The 24,985-nt window shown below is 36.7% G+C and carries 17 protein-coding genes; 10 read left to right on the top strand and 7 right to left on the bottom strand.

The window, feature by feature from the left end; genetic code table 11:
• The first annotated feature begins 27 nt into the window (after positions 1-27).
• Entirely contained in the window at positions 28-438 is a 411-nt protein-coding gene (locus FW768_RS11660) for a hypothetical protein (protein WP_153395599.1), read from the top strand.
• Between the two features lie 72 nt (positions 439-510).
• A complete protein-coding gene (locus tag FW768_RS11655) occupies positions 511-1,077 on the top strand; it encodes a YceI family protein (RefSeq protein ID WP_153395597.1) in 567 nt (188 codons plus the stop codon).
• Between the two features lie 273 nt (positions 1,078-1,350).
• On the opposite strand, the gene FW768_RS11650 is transcribed toward FW768_RS11655, so the two are convergent.
• From FW768_RS11650 to FW768_RS11625, 6 genes are all read right to left on the bottom strand, one after another.
• Entirely contained in the window at positions 1,351-3,045 is a 1,695-nt protein-coding gene (locus tag FW768_RS11650; protein ID WP_153395595.1) for a bifunctional alpha/beta hydrolase/class I SAM-dependent methyltransferase, read from the bottom strand.
• Between the two features lie 3 nt (positions 3,046-3,048).
• Positions 3,049-4,350, bottom strand: a complete 1,302-nt coding sequence (locus FW768_RS11645; protein ID WP_153395593.1) for a phosphatase PAP2 family protein — start codon at positions 4,348-4,350, stop codon at positions 3,049-3,051.
• Positions 4,332-5,090 (bottom strand): SDR family NAD(P)-dependent oxidoreductase, encoded by a 759-nt coding sequence (locus tag FW768_RS11640; protein ID WP_153395591.1) that lies wholly within the window; start codon positions 5,088-5,090, stop codon positions 4,332-4,334. Before FW768_RS11640 ends, FW768_RS11645 begins: the two co-directional genes overlap by 19 nt.
• Positions 5,091-5,484: 394 nt before the next feature.
• Positions 5,485-6,522, bottom strand: a complete 1,038-nt coding sequence (locus tag FW768_RS11635; RefSeq protein WP_153395589.1) for a patatin-like phospholipase family protein — start codon at positions 6,520-6,522, stop codon at positions 5,485-5,487.
• 3 nt (positions 6,523-6,525) lie between these two features.
• Positions 6,526-7,329: a phosphatidate cytidylyltransferase gene (locus tag FW768_RS11630; RefSeq protein WP_153395587.1), complete on the bottom strand. Its 804-nt coding sequence runs from the start codon at positions 7,327-7,329 to the stop codon at positions 6,526-6,528.
• Positions 7,319-7,921, bottom strand: coding sequence for a CDP-alcohol phosphatidyltransferase family protein (locus tag FW768_RS11625; protein WP_153395585.1), 603 nt, complete (start codon positions 7,919-7,921; stop codon positions 7,319-7,321). The genes FW768_RS11630 and FW768_RS11625 overlap by 11 nt, the downstream gene beginning before the upstream one ends.
• 153 nt (positions 7,922-8,074) lie before the next feature.
• On the opposite strand from FW768_RS11625, the gene FW768_RS11620 reads away from it, so the two are divergent.
• Together FW768_RS11620 and yidC are read left to right on the top strand one after the other, a co-directional pair.
• Positions 8,075-9,682 carry a CTP synthase gene (locus FW768_RS11620; RefSeq protein ID WP_153395583.1) on the top strand — a complete coding sequence of 536 codons (1,608 nt, stop codon included), beginning with the start codon at positions 8,075-8,077 and terminating at the stop codon, positions 9,680-9,682.
• 186 nt (positions 9,683-9,868) lie between these two features.
• On the top strand, positions 9,869-11,668 hold the full coding sequence (gene yidC / locus FW768_RS11615) for a membrane protein insertase YidC (protein ID WP_153395581.1): 1,800 nt from the start codon (positions 9,869-9,871) through the stop codon (positions 11,666-11,668).
• A gap of 86 nt (positions 11,669-11,754) precedes the next feature.
• Here the strand turns inward: yidC and FW768_RS11610 are convergent, their stop codons facing one another.
• Complete coding sequence (locus tag FW768_RS11610) at positions 11,755-12,339, bottom strand: ribonuclease HII (protein WP_153395579.1); 585 nt, start codon at positions 12,337-12,339, stop codon at positions 11,755-11,757.
• A 301-nt stretch (positions 12,340-12,640) separates the two neighbouring features.
• Here FW768_RS11610 and FW768_RS11605 point away from each other — a divergent pair, with 301 nt between their 5' ends.
• The 6 genes from FW768_RS11605 (at position 12,641) to argS (ending at position 24,969) form a co-directional block, all read left to right on the top strand.
• Complete coding sequence (locus FW768_RS11605) at positions 12,641-15,649, top strand: SusC/RagA family TonB-linked outer membrane protein (protein WP_153395577.1); 3,009 nt, start codon at positions 12,641-12,643, stop codon at positions 15,647-15,649.
• Between the two features lie 12 nt (positions 15,650-15,661).
• The gene (locus tag FW768_RS11600) at positions 15,662-17,296 is read left to right on the top strand and encodes a SusD/RagB family nutrient-binding outer membrane lipoprotein (RefSeq protein WP_153395575.1); all 1,635 of its coding nucleotides are present in this window, start codon (positions 15,662-15,664) and stop codon (positions 17,294-17,296) included.
• A gap of 418 nt (positions 17,297-17,714) precedes the next feature.
• Entirely contained in the window at positions 17,715-20,669 is a 2,955-nt protein-coding gene (locus FW768_RS11595; protein WP_153395573.1) for a SusC/RagA family TonB-linked outer membrane protein, read from the top strand.
• A 4-nt stretch (positions 20,670-20,673) separates the two neighbouring features.
• Positions 20,674-22,134 carry a SusD/RagB family nutrient-binding outer membrane lipoprotein gene (locus tag FW768_RS11590; RefSeq protein ID WP_153395571.1) on the top strand — a complete coding sequence of 487 codons (1,461 nt, stop codon included), beginning with the start codon at positions 20,674-20,676 and terminating at the stop codon, positions 22,132-22,134.
• Between the two features lie 49 nt (positions 22,135-22,183).
• Positions 22,184-22,639: a lipocalin-like domain-containing protein gene (locus FW768_RS11585; RefSeq protein ID WP_153395569.1), complete on the top strand. Its 456-nt coding sequence runs from the start codon at positions 22,184-22,186 to the stop codon at positions 22,637-22,639.
• Positions 22,640-22,884: 245 nt separating this feature from the next.
• Complete coding sequence (argS, locus tag FW768_RS11580) at positions 22,885-24,969, top strand: arginine--tRNA ligase (RefSeq protein WP_153395567.1); 2,085 nt, start codon at positions 22,885-22,887, stop codon at positions 24,967-24,969.
• The last annotated feature ends 16 nt before the right edge of the window (positions 24,970-24,985 follow it).

Raw genomic sequence — 24,985 nt, 5'->3', positions numbered from 1 at the left:
TTTTGAAATTTTAATTAATTTTCAGCAATGAAAAATATCTTACTGAAAAGCATTCTTATTTTAGGAATTATAACCTTTCTGAACACAGGGCTGGTTGGGGAATCGGTGAAGCTGATAGGAATGCCGCCTTCAAGTCACACGTTACACGGTTTTGCCGTATTTGTAGGAGGCCTCATCATCAGTGGAATAAGCTTTGCAACCATCCTGATCTTTAAAAGAAGCTACGATGCCATTTGGAAAGTGGCTGTTCTGTTTGAAATTCTTTATCTGGTGATGCTGTTGTGGTCTCAGGTAAATCCATTGGCCTATTTTACTCAACATACTGATGATAGTCTTATTGACCTGCTGTTGTATGTGAATTCAATCATTGTATTTCTTGTCATCCTTCTTTTTGATTTTGTTTTTTCTAAAATAAATTCAACAAAAATTAAAAAATAACATAGATCAAGCAGAAGATTTCTATTATATCTTATCTTTACTCAATAAAATTAATGTAAAATTATAATTATAATGAAAAAAGTATTTTTATCCTTCGTATTTACGTTGTTAAGCATTGTGGGATTTGCCCAGAACGGATGGGTAGTGGACCCAATGCACTCTTCTGTTAATTTCAATATCAAGCATATGGGAATCAGTTTTGTGCAGGGACGTTTTGATAAATTTAGTGGAAAAATAACCACAGAGGGAGCCAACCTGGATAACGCCTCTTTCAATTTTGCGGTAGAGGTGAATTCCATTAATACCGGTGTGGAAATGAGAGATACCCACCTTAAGAGCAAAGATTTTTTTGATGGTGAAATGTACCCGGAAATAACATTCTTCAGCTCGTCTATTACCAAGGATAAAAACGGGTATATTTTAAAAGGAAAACTAAGAATTAAAGAAGTGATAAAAGATATCAGTGTTCCGGTAACATTGGGAGGGATCACCAAAAACCAGAAAGGAAAAGAAGTGATGGGAATCCAGTCTAAATTTACCATTAACCGTCTTGACTATGACATCAAATATGATCCTACAGGAGCAGGTGTTGCCAAAGATGTAGACGTAAACGTATATTTTGAGCTGGTGAAACAGTAATTCATACAACTTATTAATAAAAAGGTTTTTCAGATAACTGGAAAACCTTTTTTATTTGGAGGTATTACTCAATTTAATGGTATTCAAATCGTATTGATGGCTCTCACAGATCTCACAAATTTCTCAGATGTTTCTTGTTAAAAAAATAAAGAGGATCTCTATGGTTTTGTATTAAAAAAATACCCGCAAAAATCTGTGTCATCTGAGAAATCCAGGGCTGTTCAAGTTATTAAATTCAGGAATATTTTCATTGATCAATGGCTCTGCAAAGATTCAAAAATTAACTTTACCGGAGGAAACCGTAAAGATTCCAAAATCATCAATCAGCATATTCTCTTTCCGTACTCCATTGTAAACCATAACTCTGTCGAGTTCCTTCTGCGAACGCCTTCTCATGATCCAGTCTTTATTCTGATGATTGTTCAGAACATAAGCAATCATTTTCAGCTGCGGATGCCACGGCTGTCCCGTGTAAACAACAAAAGAATTCTTTTCAGAAATGGAAACCGCTCCACGGATTGCTCTGGAAGCTGCTTCATTATCACCAAAAAGTTCTAGGATCCCGGAAATAATGGTGATATTCGGTTCAAAATCCAGTTGGTGATACGTTTCAGGATCAAAGCAGTCAAAATTGGTAAAACGGATGTTCTGATAGTTTTTTTCACGAATTACTTTTTCACCGATCTCAATATTGCTTTTTACAAATTCATTGATCACGATTTCAGCATCGGGATATTTTTCTTTGATATCGAATAAATAATTTCCTGTTCCGCCGGCAATGTCAAGAATTTTGATCTTTCTGCCTTCCTGTTTCAGAGACTTGATGTTCTGTTCCAAAAGCTGAATCAGGTGCTGTTTTCTGATACGGATCCCTTTCCAGCCGATGGCATTGAGGTAATTCTTATCCATCATTTTACCAAAACCGAATTTTCCGTCCGGCTGATTCTGGTAAACATAATCCAGTGAAGCTCCGGAATCAAAACCGTATTTCAGACCGATGGCCATCCCATTGCTTATATTTCCGATTTTTCCCAGAGACATTTTCTGAAGCTTAAAATTTAGGTTATTGCCTACATTATTTTTAAGATCTTCATATTCTTTTAATGAAAACGGATCGGGAGAAAGAGAGGCTGATTTTTGAGTTTTACTAAAAGATTTTTCCGCAAAATCTGCGATCTTATCATAAACTTTTTCTTTTCCGGTGTCAAATAAAATACCATGGAAGAATCCGGGCAGGACTTCATAATTTTTCAGGTCCGTATCCAGGCGGTCATGGAAGATTTTCTGATCTTTATTGAACACCACATGATCTTTTTCTGCAGCCAAAATCAATGTTGGGGTATCTATGGCTGTAGCATCTTCTACCAGGCGCTTTCCGGCTTTGGCCAGGTCAATAAGAAGTTCTGCGTCTATAGATCTTGAGATCAGCGGATCTGTATCGTAGGCATTCTGCTGAACGGGATCATGGGTTAACATTTTAGATTTTACATAGCTTTTAATGATTAGCCCTTTTTTAAGCTTGGTTCCCAGCGTGATCATTTCATTAGCTAAAGGAACAATAAGGTTAATTCTGAAAGCAGGGGCCAGAAGAGCCATTCCTGCAATAGCCGGTGCAAAATCATGGGCCCAGGCTGAAGCAACAACCCCGCCGATACTGTTGGCGACAATAAATATATCAGAGATATTGATACCATATTCTGATATGATAAATTTGGAAAATGAGTCCAGATCCCTCACGTAATCCATAAAAACAGATGAGGTTTTGGTTTCTGTATGGCCGTGCCCGCGAAGATCGAAGGCAAAAATATTGTATTTTGAAAATTGTGGAGCCTGTGCAATATCATTCAGCCTTTCTGAATGCTCGTGTCCCCGGTGGATGATAATGATGCTTTTCTGGCCGGGCTGATAATTCCATTCACGGTAGAAAATAGGACTGTTGCCAAAACTTTTAAAATGTCCGCTGTTCATAATTTAATTTTTTTTCAGAAACTCCTGAAGATAAGGATGAATGACAGCATTCTTATTCAGGGCTTTCATTGTGGTTATTGCTTCCTCTAAAGGTAAAGATAAAATATTTTTCATTACCAGAATTCCTACCATCGAACTTCTGGTAAAGCCCATGGTACAGTGGATGAGGATTTGCCCGTCTTCAGGAAGTTTTTTATAATGTTCTGTGATTTCTGCAATTAATGTTCTGGCCTGTTCAATATCAGGAATCCCAATATCCAGGAATGGAGCAGAATGATAGCCGGGTAATACTTTCAATTTAGAAATTTCCTCCATTTCTGCAGACAGATCGTAGATTATAGTGTGATTGTTGATGTTAAAATAAGAAAGATCCTTGTAACCAGGTCTTGATGAAATATAAATACCCGGAGCAATCAGTAAGGGCTTTTTGTTTTTTCGGAAAAACCTCCATAATACCCAGTATATCATAAGGTATGGAGCGTAAAAAACTTTTCTCCACAAAGAAATAATTCCATTTTTATCTTTTAAAAAGCGGACAGTATTTTTTTGATAATGATAACCTATTACAATTGACATAATAGCAGGCCAAAGTATCAGCAATCCTGTAGCACCAGAGTTTTTGTAGAGTATGAATGCTGCTGAAGCCATGATCCATCCCGACAGAAAATAAAAATTGGCGATTTGGAAGTTCCGGTATCGAAAATCATTTTTACGATAGGGAAAGAGGATAAAACTGAAATGAGCAAGAACTGATCCTGATAGGATATCAATAAAATGATGCTGATATGTGGTAAGGGTAGAAAGTCCAAGCAAGAGGAGCCACAGCATAAAAAAAGTGCGCAGTTTTTTTACGTTTCTGAGAACCGGCCAAAAAATAAACGCATAGGCAATATGCAATGATGGTGCCTGATTAAACGGAGAATCAAAGATTTCTAAAAACCGGAAAGGGTAGCCCAGTAAGAAACGATCTGTTGGAGGTTTTTCCAGAGAAAATTTCAATGGGAACAATAGGAAGCAAATCCCAGCCATAATGGTTACAAAAAGTATTCTGTAGGTGAGAGCTGTAAGCTGTTCCTTATTTTTACAAAGAAAAAATACCAGGACGAAAAATAATCCACTGGTCATGTAAGGAATGATTGTCCATGGCAGGAACGGAATATATTTTTCAAAATCAAAAACAAATGAAGGAATTGCTTCCTGCTTTGAAAGATGCAAGGCTGTATAATTGTATACTACTGTAAAAACAATGGCACAAAGTATAAAAGCCGAAAATTTTTGCTCTATTTTCAGTCGTTTTTCATCCATTTGGCTTTCCTGAACATGATTAGATTAAGGAACGAAGAAGGGAGAACGGATAAGGATTTCATCATCCATTTCATTTTTGAAGGAAAAATAATGAAATTTACTTTGCGTTCTATCGCTTGGGTAATTACGGAAACGGCAGTATTAACATCTGTGAGAAAAGGTTTTTTGCTCAAATCATGATGATTGAGCTGTCTTAATTTTTCAGTGTCCACATAGCCGGGCGCAATAGTCGTTACAGAAATTCCAAAAGGTTTCAAGGCTCTTCTGTAGGCATCCGCAACCTGAATCACCGAACGTTTTGTTTTGGTATAAAGACTTGAATTTTCATAATTCAATATCCCTGAAACAGAGGCAATAACCGCAATACTACCTTTGTTTTGCCCCTTCATCATTCTTCTTGCTGCTTCAAAACCATTCACCGTTCCCAGAATGTTGGTTTGCAGCATTGCTTCTGCTTCTTCATAGGAAATTCTTCCGGCAACATCTTCTGCATAGCTTCCTGCACAGTTGATGAAAATATCAAGATTATGGTTATCCACAAGAAACAGTTCCAATGTGGATAAAATTGAATTTAAATCACAAACATCTGCCTGAAATGATTTTAAACTCTCATCATTATTATTTTCAGGTATTTTGGACAGATCTCTTCCGCAAACCCCTACATAGTGGCCTTTTGAAAGGTAATGACTTGCCAGCGCATAGCCTATACCGGAAGTTCCGCCTGCAATAAAAATGTTCATAAGCCTTTTGTGATGTTCAATATTACGTAAAAATAAATTTTATCTGCCAAACCAACGAATTTTAATAAATTTTGGTAAATGTAAGAGTGTAAATTTTTATATAACCAGATATAATAAGCCTTAACAGATAAATAAATAGATAAGGTTTTTCTTAAACGCAAAGTGCCAATTTATAGGCAATATGATTTTAAGTGAGCAAAGAGTAGAGTCAATAAAGTTGATTCGATAAAGCGAGCGTTTTAACCATTAGCTTCATCAGCGATAAAGTCGCATTTCTTTGCTCTCTAAAATCAGCGGTATAAATAGAAATCTTTGCGTGAATTTTATTGTTTCTGGCTCGCAAAAAAATAAAATTTTCAACAGTTTTAGCCAAAATATAAAAGAGAAACCCTATTTACCTTCTCATGCTTTTCATCGTCTGGTCAAAACCATACTGCCATTGCTTTTCCATGTCTTCCTTAAACTGCTGATGCGTTTGTGGAAAAGAAAATCCAATTTCAAATTTACTCCAGTTGATGTTTTTCTTCAGATAATGTCCTTTCAGGCTCTCTTTGATGGTAAGGGTATCAATTTGAAAATCAGGATGCATGCTTTGGACTTCTGAAAGACGTTTATTTCCGCTCAATCCAAAAACGGAACGTACTAATGCTTCTTCCGCTAGGGTATACGATTGTTTTTTTTCCGTGATTACAATATTAGCGAGATGTCTGGCCAGTTCAACCGGAATAAGATCAACAGCTCCTCCGGCAAAATATTTTCCCTGAAGAAAAGCTGGAGCTACATAAAACATATCGGAAACGGAGATTCTCACACTTTCAAGAAGAGAAACATCTGTTTTTACCAGAGGAAGTTCTGTAATTGTACTGTTTTTAAAATTAGATGAATTAATAATTATCTGTTCGGGAATGATTTTATCGGCGGTTTCTGTATCGGTGAAAATTATTTTTTGATACAGTTTTCTGTTATTTCGGGGTTGCCCGGTTTCTTCCGGAGTAAAAAGAATTTCTGAGCCGATGATTAAAGTCGGGATTTCTTTTGAGAATGAAATGTTTTTTAAGGTGGGGAAATTTGTAGATAGATCCTGATGCATTTCAACAAGATACCGGTTGAAAACATCTTCAATATAAGGGGCGTTCCTTGTGTCTAGTATTTTTTTCAGCGTAAAAAGTCCGATTTTTGAAAGTTTTTTATGCTGTGTTAAAACGGTATTGGTTACAAACCGGAAATATTCCTCTGATTTCAGATAGTTCTTTCGGGAAAGATGATCAGGAAAAGCATTAATAACCGCAGCTGCAAAAGCTCCTCCGCATGTGGCGATCAGAACATCGGGTTTCATATCCAGTTCTTCCAGTGCAGCATACATTCCGAGGTAGATCATCATTCTTGTTCCGCCTCCTGAGAATATCAAAGCTTTTTCAAATTTTCCATTCATGGCTTAACTTTTTAGGAGAATGGGAAGGATCCAGAAAAAAAGAGGAGCATTGAAGATCAGGCTGTCCATCCTGTCCAAAAGTCCGCCGTGCCCGGGAAGAAGCGTTCCGGTATCTTTTACGCCTGCTTTTCTTTTCAGATAAGACATCAGAACATCACCAAAGAATCCGGAAATTCCAAGAATCAGACCCAATATTGTGTTGATGAAAAAATCTGTTTTCAGAATAAAAAATCCAAGAATATTGCTTAATATAATGGTAAGAAATACCCCTCCTATAAAACCTTCCAATGTCTTGTTGGGACTGATTTTAGGAGTAATCTTATGTTTTCCGAAGAATTTCCCCATCAGATATTGAAAGACATCATTCAGTTCTGTAACAACCACTAAAAAGATAATAGAATTGAACCCTGAACTCATTTTTCGAATGAATAATAAATGCGGAAAAACAAAAAGACATATTAAAAGAGCCATAAATACTCCTGAGATTTGTACAGCAGACTTTTTTAACAAAATAAAATAGAGTAAAATGATAAAAGCCAAAGCAGTGCTGTACAAAAGATAATCATTGATATTAAAAAAGTAAAGCAGGATAAATTGAGAAATACCTAAAAATACAGATGTTGATAAACGCTGTGATTCAATTTTAAAAAGTCCCAGAAACTCAAAAAAACACTGAAAACCAATCCATGAAACGAAAATTTTCATGGCTGTAGGATGTGATATTCCGAGGGTAAAAACAGCGATGATATACCCCCATGTCTTTACTCTCAAAGGAACATCTGCAAATTTATTTTCTTCAGGCTTCATGCAGTGATTTCTTTAAACGGGTATAAGTGCTGATGAGGAGAAGGGCTATAATCAACCCGAAGATATAAACAGATAACCCTGAAATATCAACGCTAAAGAAAACCAGAAGTCCATATAATCCTAAAATAAGGGCACGATCACTTTTCCCCATCGGCCCGTCGTAACGGCGCTCTTTCCCAACTACTTTTCCTATCAGCCCTGCAAATTCATTGATAACACTTAAAATAATAAAAACAATGATTAAGTATAGACTTTCCGGCTGAAATTTAATCAACGGGAAAAATATAATGACGTCTGAAACAATATCACCTACTTCATTCAGAACTTCACCCAGTTTGCTGGTCTGGTTGAATTTCCGGGCCATCATTCCGTCTAATGCATTCAGTGCCATTCTTATTAAAAGTCCGATTGGAAGACTCAGGAAAAACCATTTTGAAATGTCAGCATTCCAGAACAGAATTCCGATCACTACAGATAACAGGACAGAGCTGATGGTAATCTGGTTGGCTGTAATCTTGTTTTTATGTAAAAATAACAGAACCGGAGTGAGCAGCTGCTGAAATCTGGGTTTGAGTTTATATACCGAAATCATGGTTGTTATGGCTTTTTGTCATTTGCTGAGATCAAATATAGATAAATTTTTTAATCAGTATTCATAATGATTGAAAGGGGGATTTTCAATTTTCAAAATGTAAAAAATTGCTTTGTATTTCTTTTTCCCCTAACTTTGCACAAACCTAATCTAATGAGTAAAAAGAATACAAAATACATCTTTGTGACAGGAGGTGTAACTTCATCTTTGGGAAAAGGAATCGTGTCTGCTTCTCTGGGACTTCTACTAAAATCACGCGGTTTTAATGTAACGATCCAAAAACTAGATCCTTATATCAACATCGACCCAGGAACACTGAATCCTTATGAACACGGAGAATGCTATGTAACCGAAGATGGTGCGGAGACGGATCTGGATTTAGGTCACTACGAGCGTTATCTTGATGCTCCTACTTCCCAAAACAACAACGTTACCACAGGGAAAATCTATCAGACTGTAATTGAAAAAGAAAGAAAAGGAGACTTCCTTGGAAAAACAGTTCAGGTAATTCCTCATATCACGAATGAGATCAAGCGCAGAATCAAGATCCTTTCAAAACAGAACTACGATATCATCATTACAGAGATTGGAGGAACTGTAGGAGATATTGAGTCTCTTCCTTACATTGAAACCGTTCGCCAGCTGAAATGGGAATTGGGTGAAAGCAATTCTATGGTAATCCATTTGACATTGCTTCCTTACCTGGCTTCAAGCGGTGAATTGAAAACAAAACCTTCACAGCATTCCGTTCGTCAGTTGATGGAAAGCGGAATTATGGCAGATGTTTTAGTTTGCAGAACAGAACATAAAATACCAAAAGATCAGAGATCGAAACTGGCCCAATTCTGTAATGTTCCTTTGGAAAACGTGATTGAATGTAAAGATATGGAAACCATCTATGAGGTTCCGATGTATCTTCAGAAGCAGAACTTTGATGATGTAGTATTGAAAGAGCTGGATCTGAAAAGCGATAAAGATGCAGATCTTAAAGACTGGAAAAATTTCCTTAAAAAATTCCAGAATCCTAAGAAAACAGTAGAAATTGCCCTGGTAGGAAAATATGTTTCTTTACAGGATTCCTATATTTCTATTGCTGAGGCATTTAAACATGCCGGTGCGGATCTTGAAACTGAAGTAAAAGTAAGATGGGTATACAGCGGTGATATTACAGAAGATAACATTAAGGAAACTCTGAAAGGGGTAAATGGTGTTCTTATAGCTCCGGGATTCGGAGACAGAGGAATTGAAGGAAAAATTCTTACGGCGAAATACGCCAGAGAAAATAAAATTCCGATGCTTGGAATCTGTTTAGGAATGCAGATCATGACTGTTGAATTTGCCAGAAATGTTCTTGGACATACCAAAGCCAATTCTGTAGAATTTGATACTGCAACTCCTGATCCTGTAATTTCATTGATGGAAGAGCAGAAAAATGTAATAGACAAAGGAGGAACAATGCGTCTGGGAGCATGGAAATGTGCTTTGAAAAACGGTTCTAAATTATCTGAAATCTACGGAAACAAAAATATTTCCGAAAGACACCGTCACCGTTATGAATTCAACAGTGACTATCTTCAGGAATTTGAAAAGAACGGTTTCCTGGCAACAGGTACGAATCCTGAAACCGGATTGGTAGAAGCCCTTGAGCTGCCTGAACACCCTTTCTATGTAGGAGTGCAGTACCACCCGGAATACAAAAGTACGGTAGCAACACCGCATCCTTTATTCAGAGCTTTCATCAAAGCTTGTGAAAAAAAATAAAGAAGTAAGGTAATTTTTTATCATAAACGTCTACATATAAACTCAGGCTGATTATTCTCAGCTTGAGTTTATTATATAGTAACGCAGTAAAGCATAGAGTTTTGATAAAAAAACAGTATTTTTGTCAGCTCAAAAAAGTAATATTATTATTACGGATTAAAGTTTAAAATTTTTAATAAAAATAAAATGCAACAAAACAACGGAATCGATAAAAGTCAAATGATTAGTTTCGCGGTTTTATGCCTGATTCTCTTCGGTGCGATGTTCTATTTCCAGAACAAACAGTCGAAAGAAGAGCAGTTGAAAGCCCAACAGCAGAAAACTGAACAGGTGAAAAATGCCGTAAAACAGACTCAGGCCAGCAATATCAATCCAAATGTCACTCCGAACGCAATTCAGACAGCAGCTCTGTCCAATAAAGAATTGAATGTTGAATTCTCAAGTCTGGGAGGGCAGGTTTCTAAAGTACAGCTTTCGGAATATAAAGCATACGATCATAAAACAGATAAAGCAGATCTTCCGCTTTACCTGATCAATAAAAATAATTCAAACTACGGTTTCCAGTTTAAGGATAAAACGGGAAAAGTTATCAATACTAAAGATTTAGTTTTCTCTCCTGCGGTAAATGGTAATGCTGTAACAATGACAGCTAATTATAACGGAGCTGTTATTCAGTTCGTTTATACGCTGCTTCCAAAATATACTCTGGATTTTAAAGTAAGAACACAAGGCCTCGCTAATGTTACCGCTGACAATAAAGCAGATTTCATCTGGGATTACAGTGTAAGAAATTTAGAAAAGGGTAGAGCTCAGGAGCAGTCTCACTCGGAATTCTCCTATGCTTTCAATAATTATAAAGACTATGATTATGATGGAAGAACAACCATGGAAGAAGAAAAAGAAACCCTTAACTGGATTGGAGTAAAACAGCAGTTCTTCTCTTCTGTAATTGAAGCTAAAAATGGTTTTACACACAGTAAAGGAAACCAGGAAAATATTGAAGAGGGGGAATACCTGAAGAAATTGAATTTTGAAGGATTTGTTCAAATGACAGGCAGTGAACTGAATCAGGATTTTACCTGGTACTTCATGCCATTGGATTTACCGCTATTGAAATCTTACGACAAAAACTTCGACGAAATTCTTCCTTTGGGATGGTCTTTCATTGGCTGGATGAACCGAGGATTCTTTATGCCGATGTACAATATTATCGCAGAATGGGGATTAACAGCGGGTTGGGTAATCTTCTTAATGACTATTATTGTAAAGCTGATCCTTTCACCAATCATGTATAAGCAGCACAAATTAAGTGCGATGATGAAAGTGATCCGTCCCGAAATTGATGAGGTAAATGCAAAGCTGAAAGATGCAGATCCAATGAAGAAGCAGCAGGCTACGATGGAAATCTACAGAAAAGCAGGCGTAAATCAGATGGCAGGATGTCTTCCGGCATTGGTGCAGATCCCTATTTTCTATGCCTTATTCCGTTTCTTCCCGAACTTTATCGATCTGAGAGGACAAGGATTCTGGTTTGCAAAAGACCTTACCGCTTATGATGATTTGATTAAGCTTCCGTTTAAAATTCCATTCCTTGGAGATCATTTAAGTGTTTTCGCATTGGCGTGTACAGTGGTGATTCTTATCTATACGGTAATGACTTCTGGAAATATGCAGCAGCCTCAACAGGAAGGAATGCCAAACATGAAAGTATTAATGTATATCTTCCCGATTACATTCCTGTTCTTCTTAAATACATCAGCATCCGGTCTTTCATGGTATTATTTTGTATCGAATGCCATTAACATCCTGATCATTCTGGTAATTAAATACTGGATTCTGGATGAGAAGAAAATTCATGCACAGATTCAGGCTAATAAAGAAAAGCCTAAGACTGAAGGGAAATTCCAGAAGAGAATGCGTGAGATGATGGAAAAGGCTCAGGAGCAGCAAAAAGCTCAGGAGCAGCAGAGAAATAAAAAGAAATAATCTATATAAAAAAGAGAAGCAAAATCTGCTTCTCTTTTTTTTGTTTATAAACGGACCTCCAGTTTAAATGGAGGTCCGTTTTTGTTTTAATCGTACTTCAATCTGAAAGACTGACGGTGGTATTTTGTTGGGCCGTGTTTGATAAGAGCTTGTTGGTGGGCTTTAGTAGCATAACCGAAATTGGTTTTCCAGCCGTATTCAGGATGTTCCTCGTGAAGCTCTATCATCAGCTTATCTCTATAGTTCTTTGCTAAGATAGAGGCCGCCGCAATAGATAAAACTTTTGAATCTCCTTTAATGATGCATTGATGAGGAATATAATTGTATGGATGAAATTTATTTCCATCAACAAGGATCAGTTCAGGGGTTATGGTTAATTGATCCAAAGCTCGGTGCATAGCATGGATGCTCGCATTAAGGATGTTGTGTTCATCAATGAATGAAGGAGGAAGTTCAGCAATAGCGTAGCTTTTCACGTTATCTTTTATATAGCTGTCCAGATCCATTCTTGTTTTAAACGTAAGTTTTTTCGAATCATTAACGAGGTCCTGCTTAAAGCTGTCATCCAGAATAACGGCTGCTGCAACAACAGGTCCGCTTAGGCATCCCCTTCCTACTTCATCACACCCTGCCTCAATATAGAGGTCTGTCCATTTTTGCAATAATTCCATGAATAGTATTTGTATAGAATGCATGTAAAAGTAATGAAATTATAAATTCTATAAAAATGCAGGTTGTATTTTCGAATTGGTGATTTATAGATATAATGTTTCATTTTGGGTGAATAATTGTAATGTTGATAAATATTGAGTTTTTTAAGTATTTAACGTATTGTTTTTTTTATTGATAAATCATAAATATATTTTAATTTTATTATGTATAATTATATTAAATTAAAACTTTTTAACTAAAAATTTTTTCTTTTTAAGAAACTTTTACATATTTGTAAATCATAAAAATAATTAACTAACTATGAAGAAATTAACTACAAGTGTTTTAGTTATAGTTCTGACTTCATCTTTTGCAGTAGCCAATGCACAAAATACTGAACAAGGTGATACGTTGAGAACTACCGAGATCCGGGAAGTAGTTGTAACAGGAGCATTAGGTATCAAGAAAAGACAGGATGCTGTTACCTCTTCCAATCAGGTAGTGAATGCTGCTGAAATTACTCAGGCGAATAACCCAAATGCGGTTCAGGCTCTTACGGGAAAAGTTTCGGGCTTGCAGATTAACACAACCAATAACTCTGTTAACTCTACGGCAAGAGTAGTTTTAAGAGGTCCAAGATCAATTTCCGGAAATAACCAGGCGTTGGTTGTCATTGATGGTGTAATTTCCACAATGGGGATTTTCCAAAATCTTCCTCCTGAAATTATTGAGAATATTAACGTGATCAAAGGAATGCAGGGAGCTGCTCTATATGGAGAAAAAGGAAGTAACGGGGTTTTGGTTGTAACCACCAAGAGAGGGTCAAGGTCAGAAAAATTACAAATTTCATTAACGAACTCTGTAGATTTTTCTTCAGTGTACAAATTACCTATTTTCCAGAAACTATATGGACAAGGATGGCCTGGAGATGCATTTGATACTACAGAATACGGAGGAACAACATGGACCCCTTATGAGAACTCTGCCTGGGGACCTGCTTATAATTCTGCACTGGGAGGCCAGGATTTGGTGGTTGGCTTACCTCAAGCAGATAATCAGTTTCTTAGAACAACATTTTCGCCAAAGAAAAACCATGTAGGCAATTTCTTTAAAACAGGAGTATTGTTCCAAAATGGAGTTTCTGTTTCTGCGGGAGGATCCGATTCTTATGTGTTTTTATCAGCCAACAGAACACAAAATGATTTCGTAGTTGAGAATGATAATCTTAAAAGAAATAACTTTATTTTAAAAGCGGGGAAAAGATTAGGCAAATTCAGAATTGATGGGAATGTTAACTATTTAGATTTAAGTACTTCTGAAACTTCAGGGGGGTTATATGATCAGTTATTACAGACGCCTACCAATGTAGATATCAGACAGTTCAGATATTCTCTGCCGGATGCAGGACACTCAATGTATATTACAAACCCTTATTGGACCATCGATAATGAAAGGTATAACAATAAGAGCAGGATGTTCACCGGATTGATTAATCTTGAATATAATTTAAATAAAAATATCTCCTTTACTTATGCCGGAACTATAGCGTCAGGATCTTCTATTGCTGAAAGCCACCTGAATGCATTTGCCTATGACAGAGTATATGAAGGTACTGGAACATATTTAGATGGGCACTCTCCAAGTGATGGAACTTTTGCCAGAGAGCCAATAGTATCTAGCTATTATAAGTCGGTAGGTTCTTCATTTAGGTATTATGGAGACTTAATGGCTAATTTTGACTACGAGCTTACGGATGATATCAATATGAAGCTTAATGTAGGACACAATATCCAGGATAATACAACATCTTCTACACAGGTAGGGGGAACAAATCTTAAAATTCCGGGATGGTATCATATCAATAATGTCCTTAATCCGGATCCTTTCTATAAACTGGATAATGGTAAAACCCAAGTGAGATCTTATGCCTGGTTTGCTAACCTAGACCTTGCTTACAAGGATTATTTATTTTTAAACACTACATTCAGGTATGAAAAAAGTTCCCTGATCAGTTTAAATCCTAGAGATTTTGATGGAAATCAATTACCTTTTACCAATAAAGGATTTGCTTATTATTCCGTGGGAGGATCTTTTATTCCTACAAAAGCATTTGCAAGCTTAAAAGGGAAGATATTGAACTATGCAAAAGTAACAGTGTCATTGAGTAGAGTTGGAAATGTACAGACTATTCCTGTTTATGGTCTGGACCGTGTTGGTGCTTTCCCAACGGGATATCCTTTTGGGAATTTATCTTCATCACTGCCAACAACTTCATTCTATGCTCCCGATATCGAGCCTGAATTCTATAATTCTAAAGAGGCCGGGTTGCAGTTAGGGTTCTTAAATGATCGTATTACTTTTGAAGGATCAGTCTTTAGAAATGATACCAGCAATATGATTACTTCTGTTACTACTTCTTCTGCGTCAGGAATTTCCAGTATTCTAAGCAATATTGGGGATAGCCGTAACCAGGGATTTGAATTGGATCTGGGCTTTACACCAATCAAAACAAAAGATTTTGAATGGAAGGTAAGAGGATCATATTCCACCTACAGAACGAAAATTCTTTCCTTAGCAGATGGCTCTGAAGAAACTCCGTTAAATGTAATTTCAAGACCAACAGTAGGTATTTATGCTGTAGTAGGAGAAGATTTCCCAATGATCAAAGGAACAAAATATCAAAGAGATCCAAATGGAAATATTATTGTAGACCGAAATGGTAATCCTTTAACAACATCAACTTTAGAGGTCTTAGGAAAAGTTAACCCGGATTATATTTTAGGTTTCAGTACTTCATTCAAATTTAAAGGAATCACATTAAGTGCTGTTGCTGATTACAGAACCGGAAATAGTTTTGTGCCTCTTTCTAAAGAATTGTTAGCCTATGCAGGACATCTTGAACAGACCGCTACATTTGATAGAAATCAGGGATATGTGGTTCCTAACTCAGTTCAGTTAGTTAATGGGCAGTATGTTCCTAATACAACACCGGTAGGAAACGATCCTTCTTATTTTGGTACCAATGCTTATTTTACGGATGGTAATTTCCGAAGAGTGGGTGAGGAGCATGTAATTGATGGAACTGCATTTAAAGTAAGAGAGATTGCACTTAGCTATGATATTCCAAAATCAATATTAAAAAGCACATTTATTAATTCATTGACTATAGGAGTTTATGCCAGAAATCCTTTTGCGATTTATGCAAAGAGCAACAGAAACTATGCTGATCCGGAAACAGCTACAACCAGTGGAAATGCTGCAGGTTTAGCCTCTACAGGGCAGTACCCTACGATCAGAAACTTTGGTTTTAACTTAAACGTAACTTTCTAACTATTGAATAAAATGAAAAAGAATAAATTTTTAACAACTCTGTCAGTTCTTGCATTAAGCATAGCCGTGGCTTCTTGTTCCAATGATTATCTGGATGTTAATGATAATCCTAATGCAATACAGGCAGAACAGATTACTCCGGACCTAATGCTTCCGGGGGCTATCAGTACGGCATATAGGACACAGGCTGGAACAATGGTGCAGTTTGGAAACTTGATGATGAACAGCTGGGCTGGAAATACCTATAGTTTTGGAGGTGCTTTTTCCAGAGAGTTTAATTTGGGATCAATAGATAACACTTTTTATACGGGAATCTGGGGATTGTATCCAAGACTGGCCAACTTTAATCAGATCGAGAACTATGCTAATGCTGATCACAAACAAGATAATTATGTTGCTATTGCCAAAATTATGAAGGCATTTTATATGCAGTATATTGTAGATCTTTATGGAAATGCACCTTATTCAGAAGCTTTCAAAGGAAGAGATAATATGACACCCAAATATGATTTGGATTCAGATATTTATAAAAGATTGATTACCAGTCTAGAAGAGGCGAATGCTATTATTGCTGCAGAAGAAGAGAACGCTGAAGATCCTGATACTGCAGATATTGTTTTTCATGGGGACATGGATAAATGGAAAGCATTATCAAATACAATTAAATTAAGGTTGCTAATCAGAATGTCTAAAGTTACAGGAGATCTGGCTACTTATAGAGATACAAAACTGCAAACTTTAGTTGGTGCTGATTTTATTAATGAAGAGGTAGTAGTGAACCCTGGATATAGTGCTTCTAATGACGATCAAATGAATCCTTATATACTTACCTGGGCCAGAACATCAGCAGGAACACAGGTTCAAAACTATGGGCTTGTTGTTGCTTCAGAACACATAGCCAATGCTTTGGAAGGAAATGTAATATTGAATGATCCTAATTATTCTAAATTCACAGGATTAAAAGATCCTAGAAGAAGCAGATTATTTACCAATGTTACATCTGTAGATTCCAATGGAACTCCTTTTACCGGGTTGAAAGGAATTAGACAAGGAGCTGTCCCTGGCCAGCCGGGAGCACCTATCAGTAATACAAATACCTCGAAGTTGGGGATAGGTAATTTTGCCGGATCTGCAGCTGTGGGAACCTGGGATGATGTAATTGAAGTAAACAACGGACGTGGTGGAGTACTGATGTCAAGTGCCGAAAGTAACCTGTTACAAGCTGAAGCAGCGTTGAGATGGCCTGCTATTTTTACATTTGGGGCACAAGCTAAGTTTGAAGCAGCTATTAGATCTAATGCTACATGGTTGGGAGCAAGTGCAAGTACAACAAATACATATATAACTGCTGCCAATGCCAGACCTGGACTAGGATGGACAGGCTCTACCCAGCAAAAAATTGAGGCGATTATGACCCAGAAATGGATTGCATTAACCAACATCAATCCTACGGAAATGTTTATTGAGTATAACAGAACAGGATATCCGTGGACACCAATGGCGGTAACTGCTCAACAGCCTAATAAACCATATCGATTGATCTATCCATTCTCGGAATATGCGGCTAATGCAGCTAATGTTCCTGCTATGTCAGGAGGAGATGTTTTCGTTAAAAACCAGTTTACTCCGTTTTGGAATAAGAACTAATTTTATAAACAAATTTTACATATTTTTTTGCCGCCTTCGGGCGGTTTTTTTGTGTCGTAAAGACTTCTCTGCACTGTTTTTTATTGGAAAAAAATCATATGCATAACATTGTTTATTTTTCACATCAATGGGAGTTTGGGGTGTTTTTATGAATTAATGCAATGAATTTCAGCTCGTTATTAAGTTGATTGATGAATATTGGGTATAGATAATATCAATAAAAAACACATTGTGGTATTGTGAAAAAAAATATTACTAAAATGATGTGTCTTTGTTAAATAATTTTATTTTAACATAATTTAATAATTTAAAAGTTGTAAAAAATAATAAATTTTGAATAATTGATATTTTTTTCACATTTTGCTTTGTGATTTTAATAAAGTTTTACAAATTTGTACAGTCACAAAATAAATTTGATATGAAGAAACTAACAACAAGTCTTCTTGCTTTGGTAGTATCCTCTTCAATTGCTGTAGTTCATGCTCAGGAGAAGGATACCATAAAAGCAAAGGAGATCGAGGGTGTGGTAGTAACCGCACTCGGGATTAAAAGAGAGAAGAAATCTTTAGGATATGCTTCAGAGGAAGTAAAAGCTGCAGAATTAACCGGTGGGACAACGAATACCGGGAACGTAGCATCACTTCTTTCAGGTAAGGTAGCCGGCCTTCAGGTAAATACCAACAACAACTTTGGCGGATCTGCCAATCTACTTATCAGAGGATACAAATCATTGTCCGGTGGATCTCCACTTATTGTTATTGACGGCTCACCGGTAAATAATAATACTGTGGCAGGTTCCATATTCGATTATGGTAACTTTCTGTCAGATATCAATCAAGAAGATATCGAATCCATTAACGTACTGAAGGGTGCAGCGGCATCTGCTCTATACGGGGAGAGAGGAAGTGATGGGGTTATCCTTATCGTTACAAAAAGTGGAAGAGGAGGTAATGATGGCAGCTGGGGAGTTACTCTAACTTCCGGAATCACAGCTGGATTTATTGATAAATCTACTTTCCCGAAATATCAGACCAAATATGGTGCCGGATATGGAGGAGAATCCTGGAATGAAGATCCGGGACCTGGAGGATATAATTATGCCAACTTTGTTGATGATGCCTCTTACGGACCTGCTTTCAACCCTAATCTTCTGGTTTATCAGTGGGATTCATATGATCCTTCATCACCAAACTATGGGAAAGCAACCCCTTGGGTAGCCGCTAAAAACGGCCCGATCAAATTTTTTGAAACACCAGTCACATATGTTAATTCCATCACCATTGAAAAAGGAAACAAGACTTCCAACTTGTCTTTATCTTATTCAAATATGCTTTCCAATGGTCTGATGCCCAACTCCGAGTTGAAAAAAAATACAATCTCTGCTAAGTTTAACCACGACTTTACAGACAAACTTCATGCTTCCGTATTCACAACGTTAACCCTTCAGGGTACCAAAGGAAGAAATGAAACAGGGTATTCAGATAATATTGTTTCAGGTTTCAGGCAATGGTGGCAAACGAATGTAGATGTTGTAGCACTAAGAAATGCCTATGAAAACAATGGACATAGCAATTTTTCATGGAACAGATCGGCATCTGATGATCCAACACCACAATATTGGAACAACCCTTATTTTCAAAGATATCAGAGTTACCAGTCTGACGATAGAACAAGGATATTCAGCTATGCACAGTTAAAATACGACGTTTCCAAGAACTTCGGAATTACAGGTAAGCTGTCTTACGATGATTTACAGATGGTTGTAGAAGAAAGATTAATGAACGGCTCCCTACCTCAGGTGTTTGGTGCATCCGGATTGAACGTAGGTTCAGGATACTCAAGAACCAATGTAAAGAATACCGAGATGAACTTTGATTTATTTGCCAATTACAAATTTGACATTACTCCTGATCTGAATGTGAGTGGTATTGCAGGAGGAAACGTGAGAAGAAATTTAATTGACAATATATTTATGAGCACAGAAGGAGGCCTTTCAAAGCCTGGTTTGTTCGCCATCTCTAATTCTGTGAGAACAATATTACCTCCTGATGAAAATTATGCCAAATTTGTGACTTCAAGTTTATATGCGACAGCATCATTTGGTTATAAAAATTTCTTATTTGTTGACGGAACATTCCGTGTCGACCAATCATCTAACCTGCCAAAAGATAATAATAGCTATTCATACCCTTCTGTTACAGGAGCTATTATCCTTTCAGAATTTGTTAAACAGCCATGGTTAAGCTTCTGGAAAATCAGAGGAAACTATGCTGAAGTAGGTTCTTCTACTACCAATTACAGATTAGTAAATACTTTCAAAGCAAGAGGTGAAGGTTTATTTGATCAACCATTTTTCCTTGCTAATCCAAATTTAAAGCCGCAGAAGTCTAAGGAAGTGGAATTTGGAATGGAAGCTCAATTCTTCAGAAACAGATTAGGATTTGATGTGGCTATTTATAAAACAAAGACTCTTGATCAGATTATGAATTTACCGGTTTCTTCTGCAACAGGATATAGAACATTCCTGGTAAACGCCGGACAGATTGATAATAAAGGGGTAGAAGTGCAATTGAACGGAACACCATTCAAAACCGATAATTTTACCTGGGATGTTAATGTCAACTGGTCTAAAAACGAGAATAAGGTAATTAAACTCAATGGAAATTCTCAAAACTACTTAATGGCAACCTATCAGAACGGAGTTTCTTTGAATGCCCGTGTAGGACAAGCATTTGGAGCTTTGGTTGGGTCAGATTATCAGTATGATGCTAATGGGAATAAAATTGTAGATGCTACAACAGGTAATTATTTAATCAATGATAATCAGGTAATTGGAAATATTACCCCTGATTGGGTAGGAGGAATAAGAAACAGCTTCCGCTATAAAGATTTTTCTCTAAGCTTCCTTATTGATATGAAACAGGGCGGGGATGTATATTCTCCGGATATGGCTTATGGAATAGCAACAGGGTTATACCAAGAGACAGCTGATTACAGAGAAAACGGATTTGTGAATCCGGGTGTCAATCCAAACGGAAGTATTAATACTACACCTGCTGGAGATCCAACCAGTGCAGGAAGTGTAGACGGATACGATGTTATGCCAGATAAAAGGTTTGTTTATGATGCTTCCTATGTGAAGTTGAGAGAAGCGAGTATTGGATACAGCTTACCAAAATCAATATTAGCAAATACATCTATCAGAGATGCAAAAATATCTATCGTAGGGCGAAATTTATGGATTATTCATAAAAACCTGCCTTACGCTGATCCGGAAGCCGGAACAGGTAATGGACTAGCTGCCAAAGGACAGTCTATTGGGGTGCTACCTACCACTCGTGATATAGGGATAGATATAACTTTAAAATTCTAAAAAAATGAAAAAAATATTTTTAATTATAGGTTTTACTTCATTAGCACTGGCTTTTACTTCGTGTGAAAGAGAAATTACGTCACTAAATGAAGATCCTAAACACCCAACAGAAGTTCCTTCCGGTGTACTTTTTGCGAGTGCTGAACAAGTTCTGCTTGACCAGATATTGAACGTTAGTGTTAACCGTAATGTTACCCGGTTTTTTACTCAGCAATGGTCACAGACAACATATACTGGGGAGTCCAGATATGATATCAAAACCAGGAATATACCTAGAAACCATTATAATCGTATGATGTCATCTTCTTCTGCCACAGTTCCTTCACCAGGCGTACTATCGGCATTAAGGGATGCAAGAAGATTTCTTGAGTCAGAAGGAGGAAGTCCTGTGCAAAAAAATAATAACATTGCCATGATTGAATTGGTAAATGTATATGCCTGGGCTAATTTAGTTGATACTTATGGAGATATCCCTTATTTTGGTGCATTAAAGGCAACCGCTGAAAATCCAGGAAATGCTGAAATTCCTTATGATGATGCTAAGACAATCTATTTAGACCTGATTAAAAGAATTGATGCTGCTCTTGCTTTGATTAATACTTCTGAGACAGGATATGATAAAGATCTTATCTATAAAGGAGATATGGTGAAGTGGAAGAAAATGGGAAATTCTTTGAAGTTTAAAATGGCTGTTACGCTGGCAGATGTTGAACCTGCTTTGGCTAAAACATATGCCGAGGCTGCTTTTACTGGTGGTTTATTTGTTGATAAACTTGATAACTTCGGACTACAAACATTCCCTTCAGGGTTATTATCTAATCCTGTTTATCAGGACGTGATTCAATCTGGTAGAAATGATTTTGTTCCTTCAGATGTTTTAATTAACTTTATGAATGCTAAAAGTGATCCAAGAAGAGCTATTTGGTTTACAACAATAGGGGGTGATTATGTAGGAGGCAGATATGCCAGACAAAACGTGTTTGGTCAGTTCTCTCACTTTACAAATGCTATTTCAGGAGAAAATGCTCAGGGATTTTTATTAGATTATACACAAATTACCTTCTTGAGAGCTGAAGCAGCACAAAGAGGATTTAGCGTAGGAGGTGCTGCACCAACTTTGTATACTCAAGCTATCCAAGCGTCAATGGATGAATATGGGGTAAGTAATGCAAATGCAGCAACCTATATTGCAGCAAATCCATATGATGTGGTAAATTGGAAAAAATCTATTGGAGAACAGGCTTGGATTGCTATGTTCAATAAAGGTTTCCAGGCTTGGGATTTCGCAAGAAGACTAGATTTTCCGGTATTTGTAAATCCTTCAAACTCCAGAGCGGAAGCCGTTCCAATCAGAATGCTTTATTCCGATCAGGAGTACCTTCTGAACAATGCTAACGTTACTGCTGCAGCATCTAAAATTGGGGGAGATAAAGTATCTACAAAGATATTTTGGGATAAATTTTAAACTAAACTAATAATCGTCGGACAAATATTTTGCCGAAAAAACTTATTTTATGAAATATTTTATTGGAATTTTTCTTTTAATGGGAGTAATTTCCTGCTCCAGTGATAGTGATAATAGTGTTGTTGATGAAGTGGTAACTGTCAACGGAACCTGGAGACCCTATAAGTATGAATTCAGAGGCAAAAACATTATGCTGAATGATTGTGAGGATAAAGGGTTGATCGTAATTAACAATGACTTCTCAGGAGTTTATGATAGGTATGAGTCTTCAGCTACTACAGATGATTGTACGCTTGTTGATTCTTTTACAGGGAAATGGACTTATGATAAATTATATAACGTTCTGACTCTTGAATATACCGATGAAGAAGGTCTGGATAAAACCATGAGAAAGGAAATTAAAACCTATTCAACAACCGAACTTAGAATTCGTGATAATAGTAAGAACTTAGATAATCAGCCTGGTAATGATGAAGCTGTCTTAGTTTTTAAAAGAGAACTATAATAGATAAAACCACCTTCGGGTGGTTTTTTTATGGAATAAAACTTTTTCATTTTTTGAGAGTTCAGCTATCTTAGATACTGTTCTTAGAGAATACCGGAGATGGGATGATGGATGCCTTAATCCCTAATTCAAAAATTTAAAGACTTCGTCAATGAAGTCTTTTTTATTTCACTAAATTTGTATTTCGAAATTTTGAGATCAGATAAGGTGATTCCATATAAGCCTTTGGAAAAATCATTACAGACATGAATATTAAAAATAGTATAGAAGAAAAACTTTCGGAGGTTATTTTAAATGTATATCAGTTAAAAGACATCAATCTGGAAGTTCAGGAAAATAAAACAGAATTTGAAGGCGATTTTACCATTGTTACATTTCCCCTGGTAAAACAGCTGAAGAAAAACCCTGAAAGCATCGGGGTGGAATTAGGTGAGGCCTTAACGGAGCAGACAGACTTGTTTGAGAGCTTCAATGTGGTAAAAGGTTTCCTTAACGTTAAAGTTAATAACCAGTTTTTTGTGGATAACTTCAGATCCGTAAACAGAGATTTTGATACTGTGGAAAAGAAAAATTCTACTGTAATGGTGGAATACTCTTCACCGAACACGAATAAACCGCTTCACCTGGGGCACATCAGAAACAATCTTTTAGGATTTTCTGTAGCACAGATTTTAAAAGAAGCTGGATATGACGTTATCAAAACTCAAATTATTAACGACAGAGGAATTCATATCTGTAAATCTATGCTGGCATGGGAAAAATTCGGAAATGGAGAAACTCCGGAAACAACCCATACAAAAGGAGATAAATTTGTCGGAAATTATTATGTAGAGTTTGATAAAGAACTGAAAAGACAGGTAAATACGATCTATAAAGACTTCAGAAAGAATAGCTTTGACACTTTTGATACCAATAAGAAGGTAGAAGTTGCCAACTTAAATGATAAAATAGATACCCTTGAAGCAAATAAAAAAGAACTGCTCAACAGTCTGGATTATAGCGAAGTTTCAAATCTTCATCCCCAGTTTGAGATTCATTTAAAGGACGCTTTGGAAAATGATCTGCTTCTATCTAAAATACCCGGCTTAGTAGTAAAATCAGTAAAAGAAGAAGAAACTGAACTGATCAAAAAACAGGGTAATACCTTTCTTGCCATTTTCAGAGATGTTTTAGAAGCTGAGGGTAAACTTGAAGCTGAAAAGTCTAATCTTAAAGAGATCTGCAAACCTTCTTCCGAAGTAATGAAAGAGGCTCAGAAAATGCTTGTGGATTGGGAAGACGGTGACCAAACGGTAAGAGATCTTTGGAAAGAAATGAATTCCTGGGTATACAAAGGATTCAATGAAACCTATAAGAGACTAGGAGTTGATTTTGACCAGGTTCAATATGAGAGCAATACTTATCTGCTTGGAAAAGATCTTATTCAGGAAGGGCTTGACAAAGGAGTTCTTTACAAAAAGGAAGACGGCTCAGTGTGGTGCGATCTTACCGATGAAGGTCTTGATCAGAAACTATTGTTACGTTCCGATGGTACTTCTGTGTATATGACACAGGATTTAGGAACAGCAGTAGAGCGTTTTAAAGATAATGATATTCAGAAACTGATCTATACTGTTGGAAACGAACAGGATTATCATTTCCAGGTTTTATTTAAAATCCTGAAAAAATTAGGTTACGAATGGGCAGACCATTTATATCACCTTTCTTATGGAATGGTAGAACTTCCTGAAGGAAAAATGAAGTCCCGTGAAGGTACCGTGGTAGATGCAGATGATCTGATGCAGGAAATGTATGAGACGGCAAAATCAATTACCACAGAATTAGGAAAACTGGAAGGACTTTCTGATGAAGAAAAAGAAGCTTCCTATGAAGTTATTGGATTGGCGGCTCTTAAATATTTCATGCTGAAAGTAGATCCAAAGAAGAAAATGCTGTTTAACCCTGACGAAAGTGTAGAGTTTTCCGGAAATACAGGACCATTTATTCTTTATACCTATGCCCGTATTCAGTCTTTACTGTCAAAAGCAGAAGGAGATTACACGCAAATTTCAGAAGTGGCTTTAAATGAATATGAAAAAGAACTGATTATGCTTCTTGCCAATTATAAAGCAGTAGTTGCAAAAGCATCAGAAGCTTTAAGCCCTGCATTAGTAGCTAATTATGTTTATGATCTGGTTAAATCTTATAACTCGTTCTATCAAAGCAATATTATTCTGAAGCTTGAAGATGAAGAGGTGAAAAAATTCCGTCTGAATTTATCAGACCTTACCGCGAAAACAATCAAAAAATCGCTGGCCCTCCTCGGAATCGGAACCGTAAACAGAATGTAAAAAAATGAACCTCCTG

The sequence above is a fragment of the Chryseobacterium vaccae genome, assembly GCF_009602705.1.
GTDB classification, from domain to species: domain Bacteria; phylum Bacteroidota; class Bacteroidia; order Flavobacteriales; family Weeksellaceae; genus Chryseobacterium; species Chryseobacterium vaccae.
The sequence above is the reverse complement of the archived record's forward strand: the minus strand, read 5'-3'. Positions and strand labels throughout refer to the sequence as shown.

Coding starts and splice junctions, on each gene's coding strand:
- FW768_RS11660 (WP_153395599.1), top strand. CDS start 28: ATGAAAAATATCTTACTGAAAAGCATTCTTATTTTAGGAATTATAACC.
- FW768_RS11585 (WP_153395569.1), top strand. CDS start 22,184: ATGAAATATTTTATTGGAATTTTTCTTTTAATGGGAGTAATTTCCTGC.
- FW768_RS11590 (WP_153395571.1), top strand. CDS start 20,674: ATGAAAAAAATATTTTTAATTATAGGTTTTACTTCATTAGCACTGGCT.
- FW768_RS11600 (WP_153395575.1), top strand. CDS start 15,662: ATGAAAAAGAATAAATTTTTAACAACTCTGTCAGTTCTTGCATTAAGC.
- argS (WP_153395567.1), top strand. CDS start 22,885: ATGAATATTAAAAATAGTATAGAAGAAAAACTTTCGGAGGTTATTTTA.
- FW768_RS11605 (WP_153395577.1), top strand. CDS start 12,641: ATGAAGAAATTAACTACAAGTGTTTTAGTTATAGTTCTGACTTCATCT.
- FW768_RS11630 (WP_153395587.1), bottom strand. CDS start 7,329: ATGAAGCCTGAAGAAAATAAATTTGCAGATGTTCCTTTGAGAGTAAAG.
- FW768_RS11625 (WP_153395585.1), bottom strand. CDS start 7,921: ATGATTTCGGTATATAAACTCAAACCCAGATTTCAGCAGCTGCTCACT.
- FW768_RS11650 (WP_153395595.1), bottom strand. CDS start 3,045: ATGAACAGCGGACATTTTAAAAGTTTTGGCAACAGTCCTATTTTCTAC.
- FW768_RS11645 (WP_153395593.1), bottom strand. CDS start 4,350: ATGGATGAAAAACGACTGAAAATAGAGCAAAAATTTTCGGCTTTTATA.
- FW768_RS11640 (WP_153395591.1), bottom strand. CDS start 5,090: ATGAACATTTTTATTGCAGGCGGAACTTCCGGTATAGGCTATGCGCTG.
- FW768_RS11635 (WP_153395589.1), bottom strand. CDS start 6,522: ATGAATGGAAAATTTGAAAAAGCTTTGATATTCTCAGGAGGCGGAACA.
- FW768_RS11620 (WP_153395583.1), top strand. CDS start 8,075: ATGAGTAAAAAGAATACAAAATACATCTTTGTGACAGGAGGTGTAACT.
- yidC (WP_153395581.1), top strand. CDS start 9,869: ATGCAACAAAACAACGGAATCGATAAAAGTCAAATGATTAGTTTCGCG.
- FW768_RS11655 (WP_153395597.1), top strand. CDS start 511: ATGAAAAAAGTATTTTTATCCTTCGTATTTACGTTGTTAAGCATTGTG.
- FW768_RS11595 (WP_153395573.1), top strand. CDS start 17,715: ATGAAGAAACTAACAACAAGTCTTCTTGCTTTGGTAGTATCCTCTTCA.
- FW768_RS11610 (WP_153395579.1), bottom strand. CDS start 12,339: ATGGAATTATTGCAAAAATGGACAGACCTCTATATTGAGGCAGGGTGT.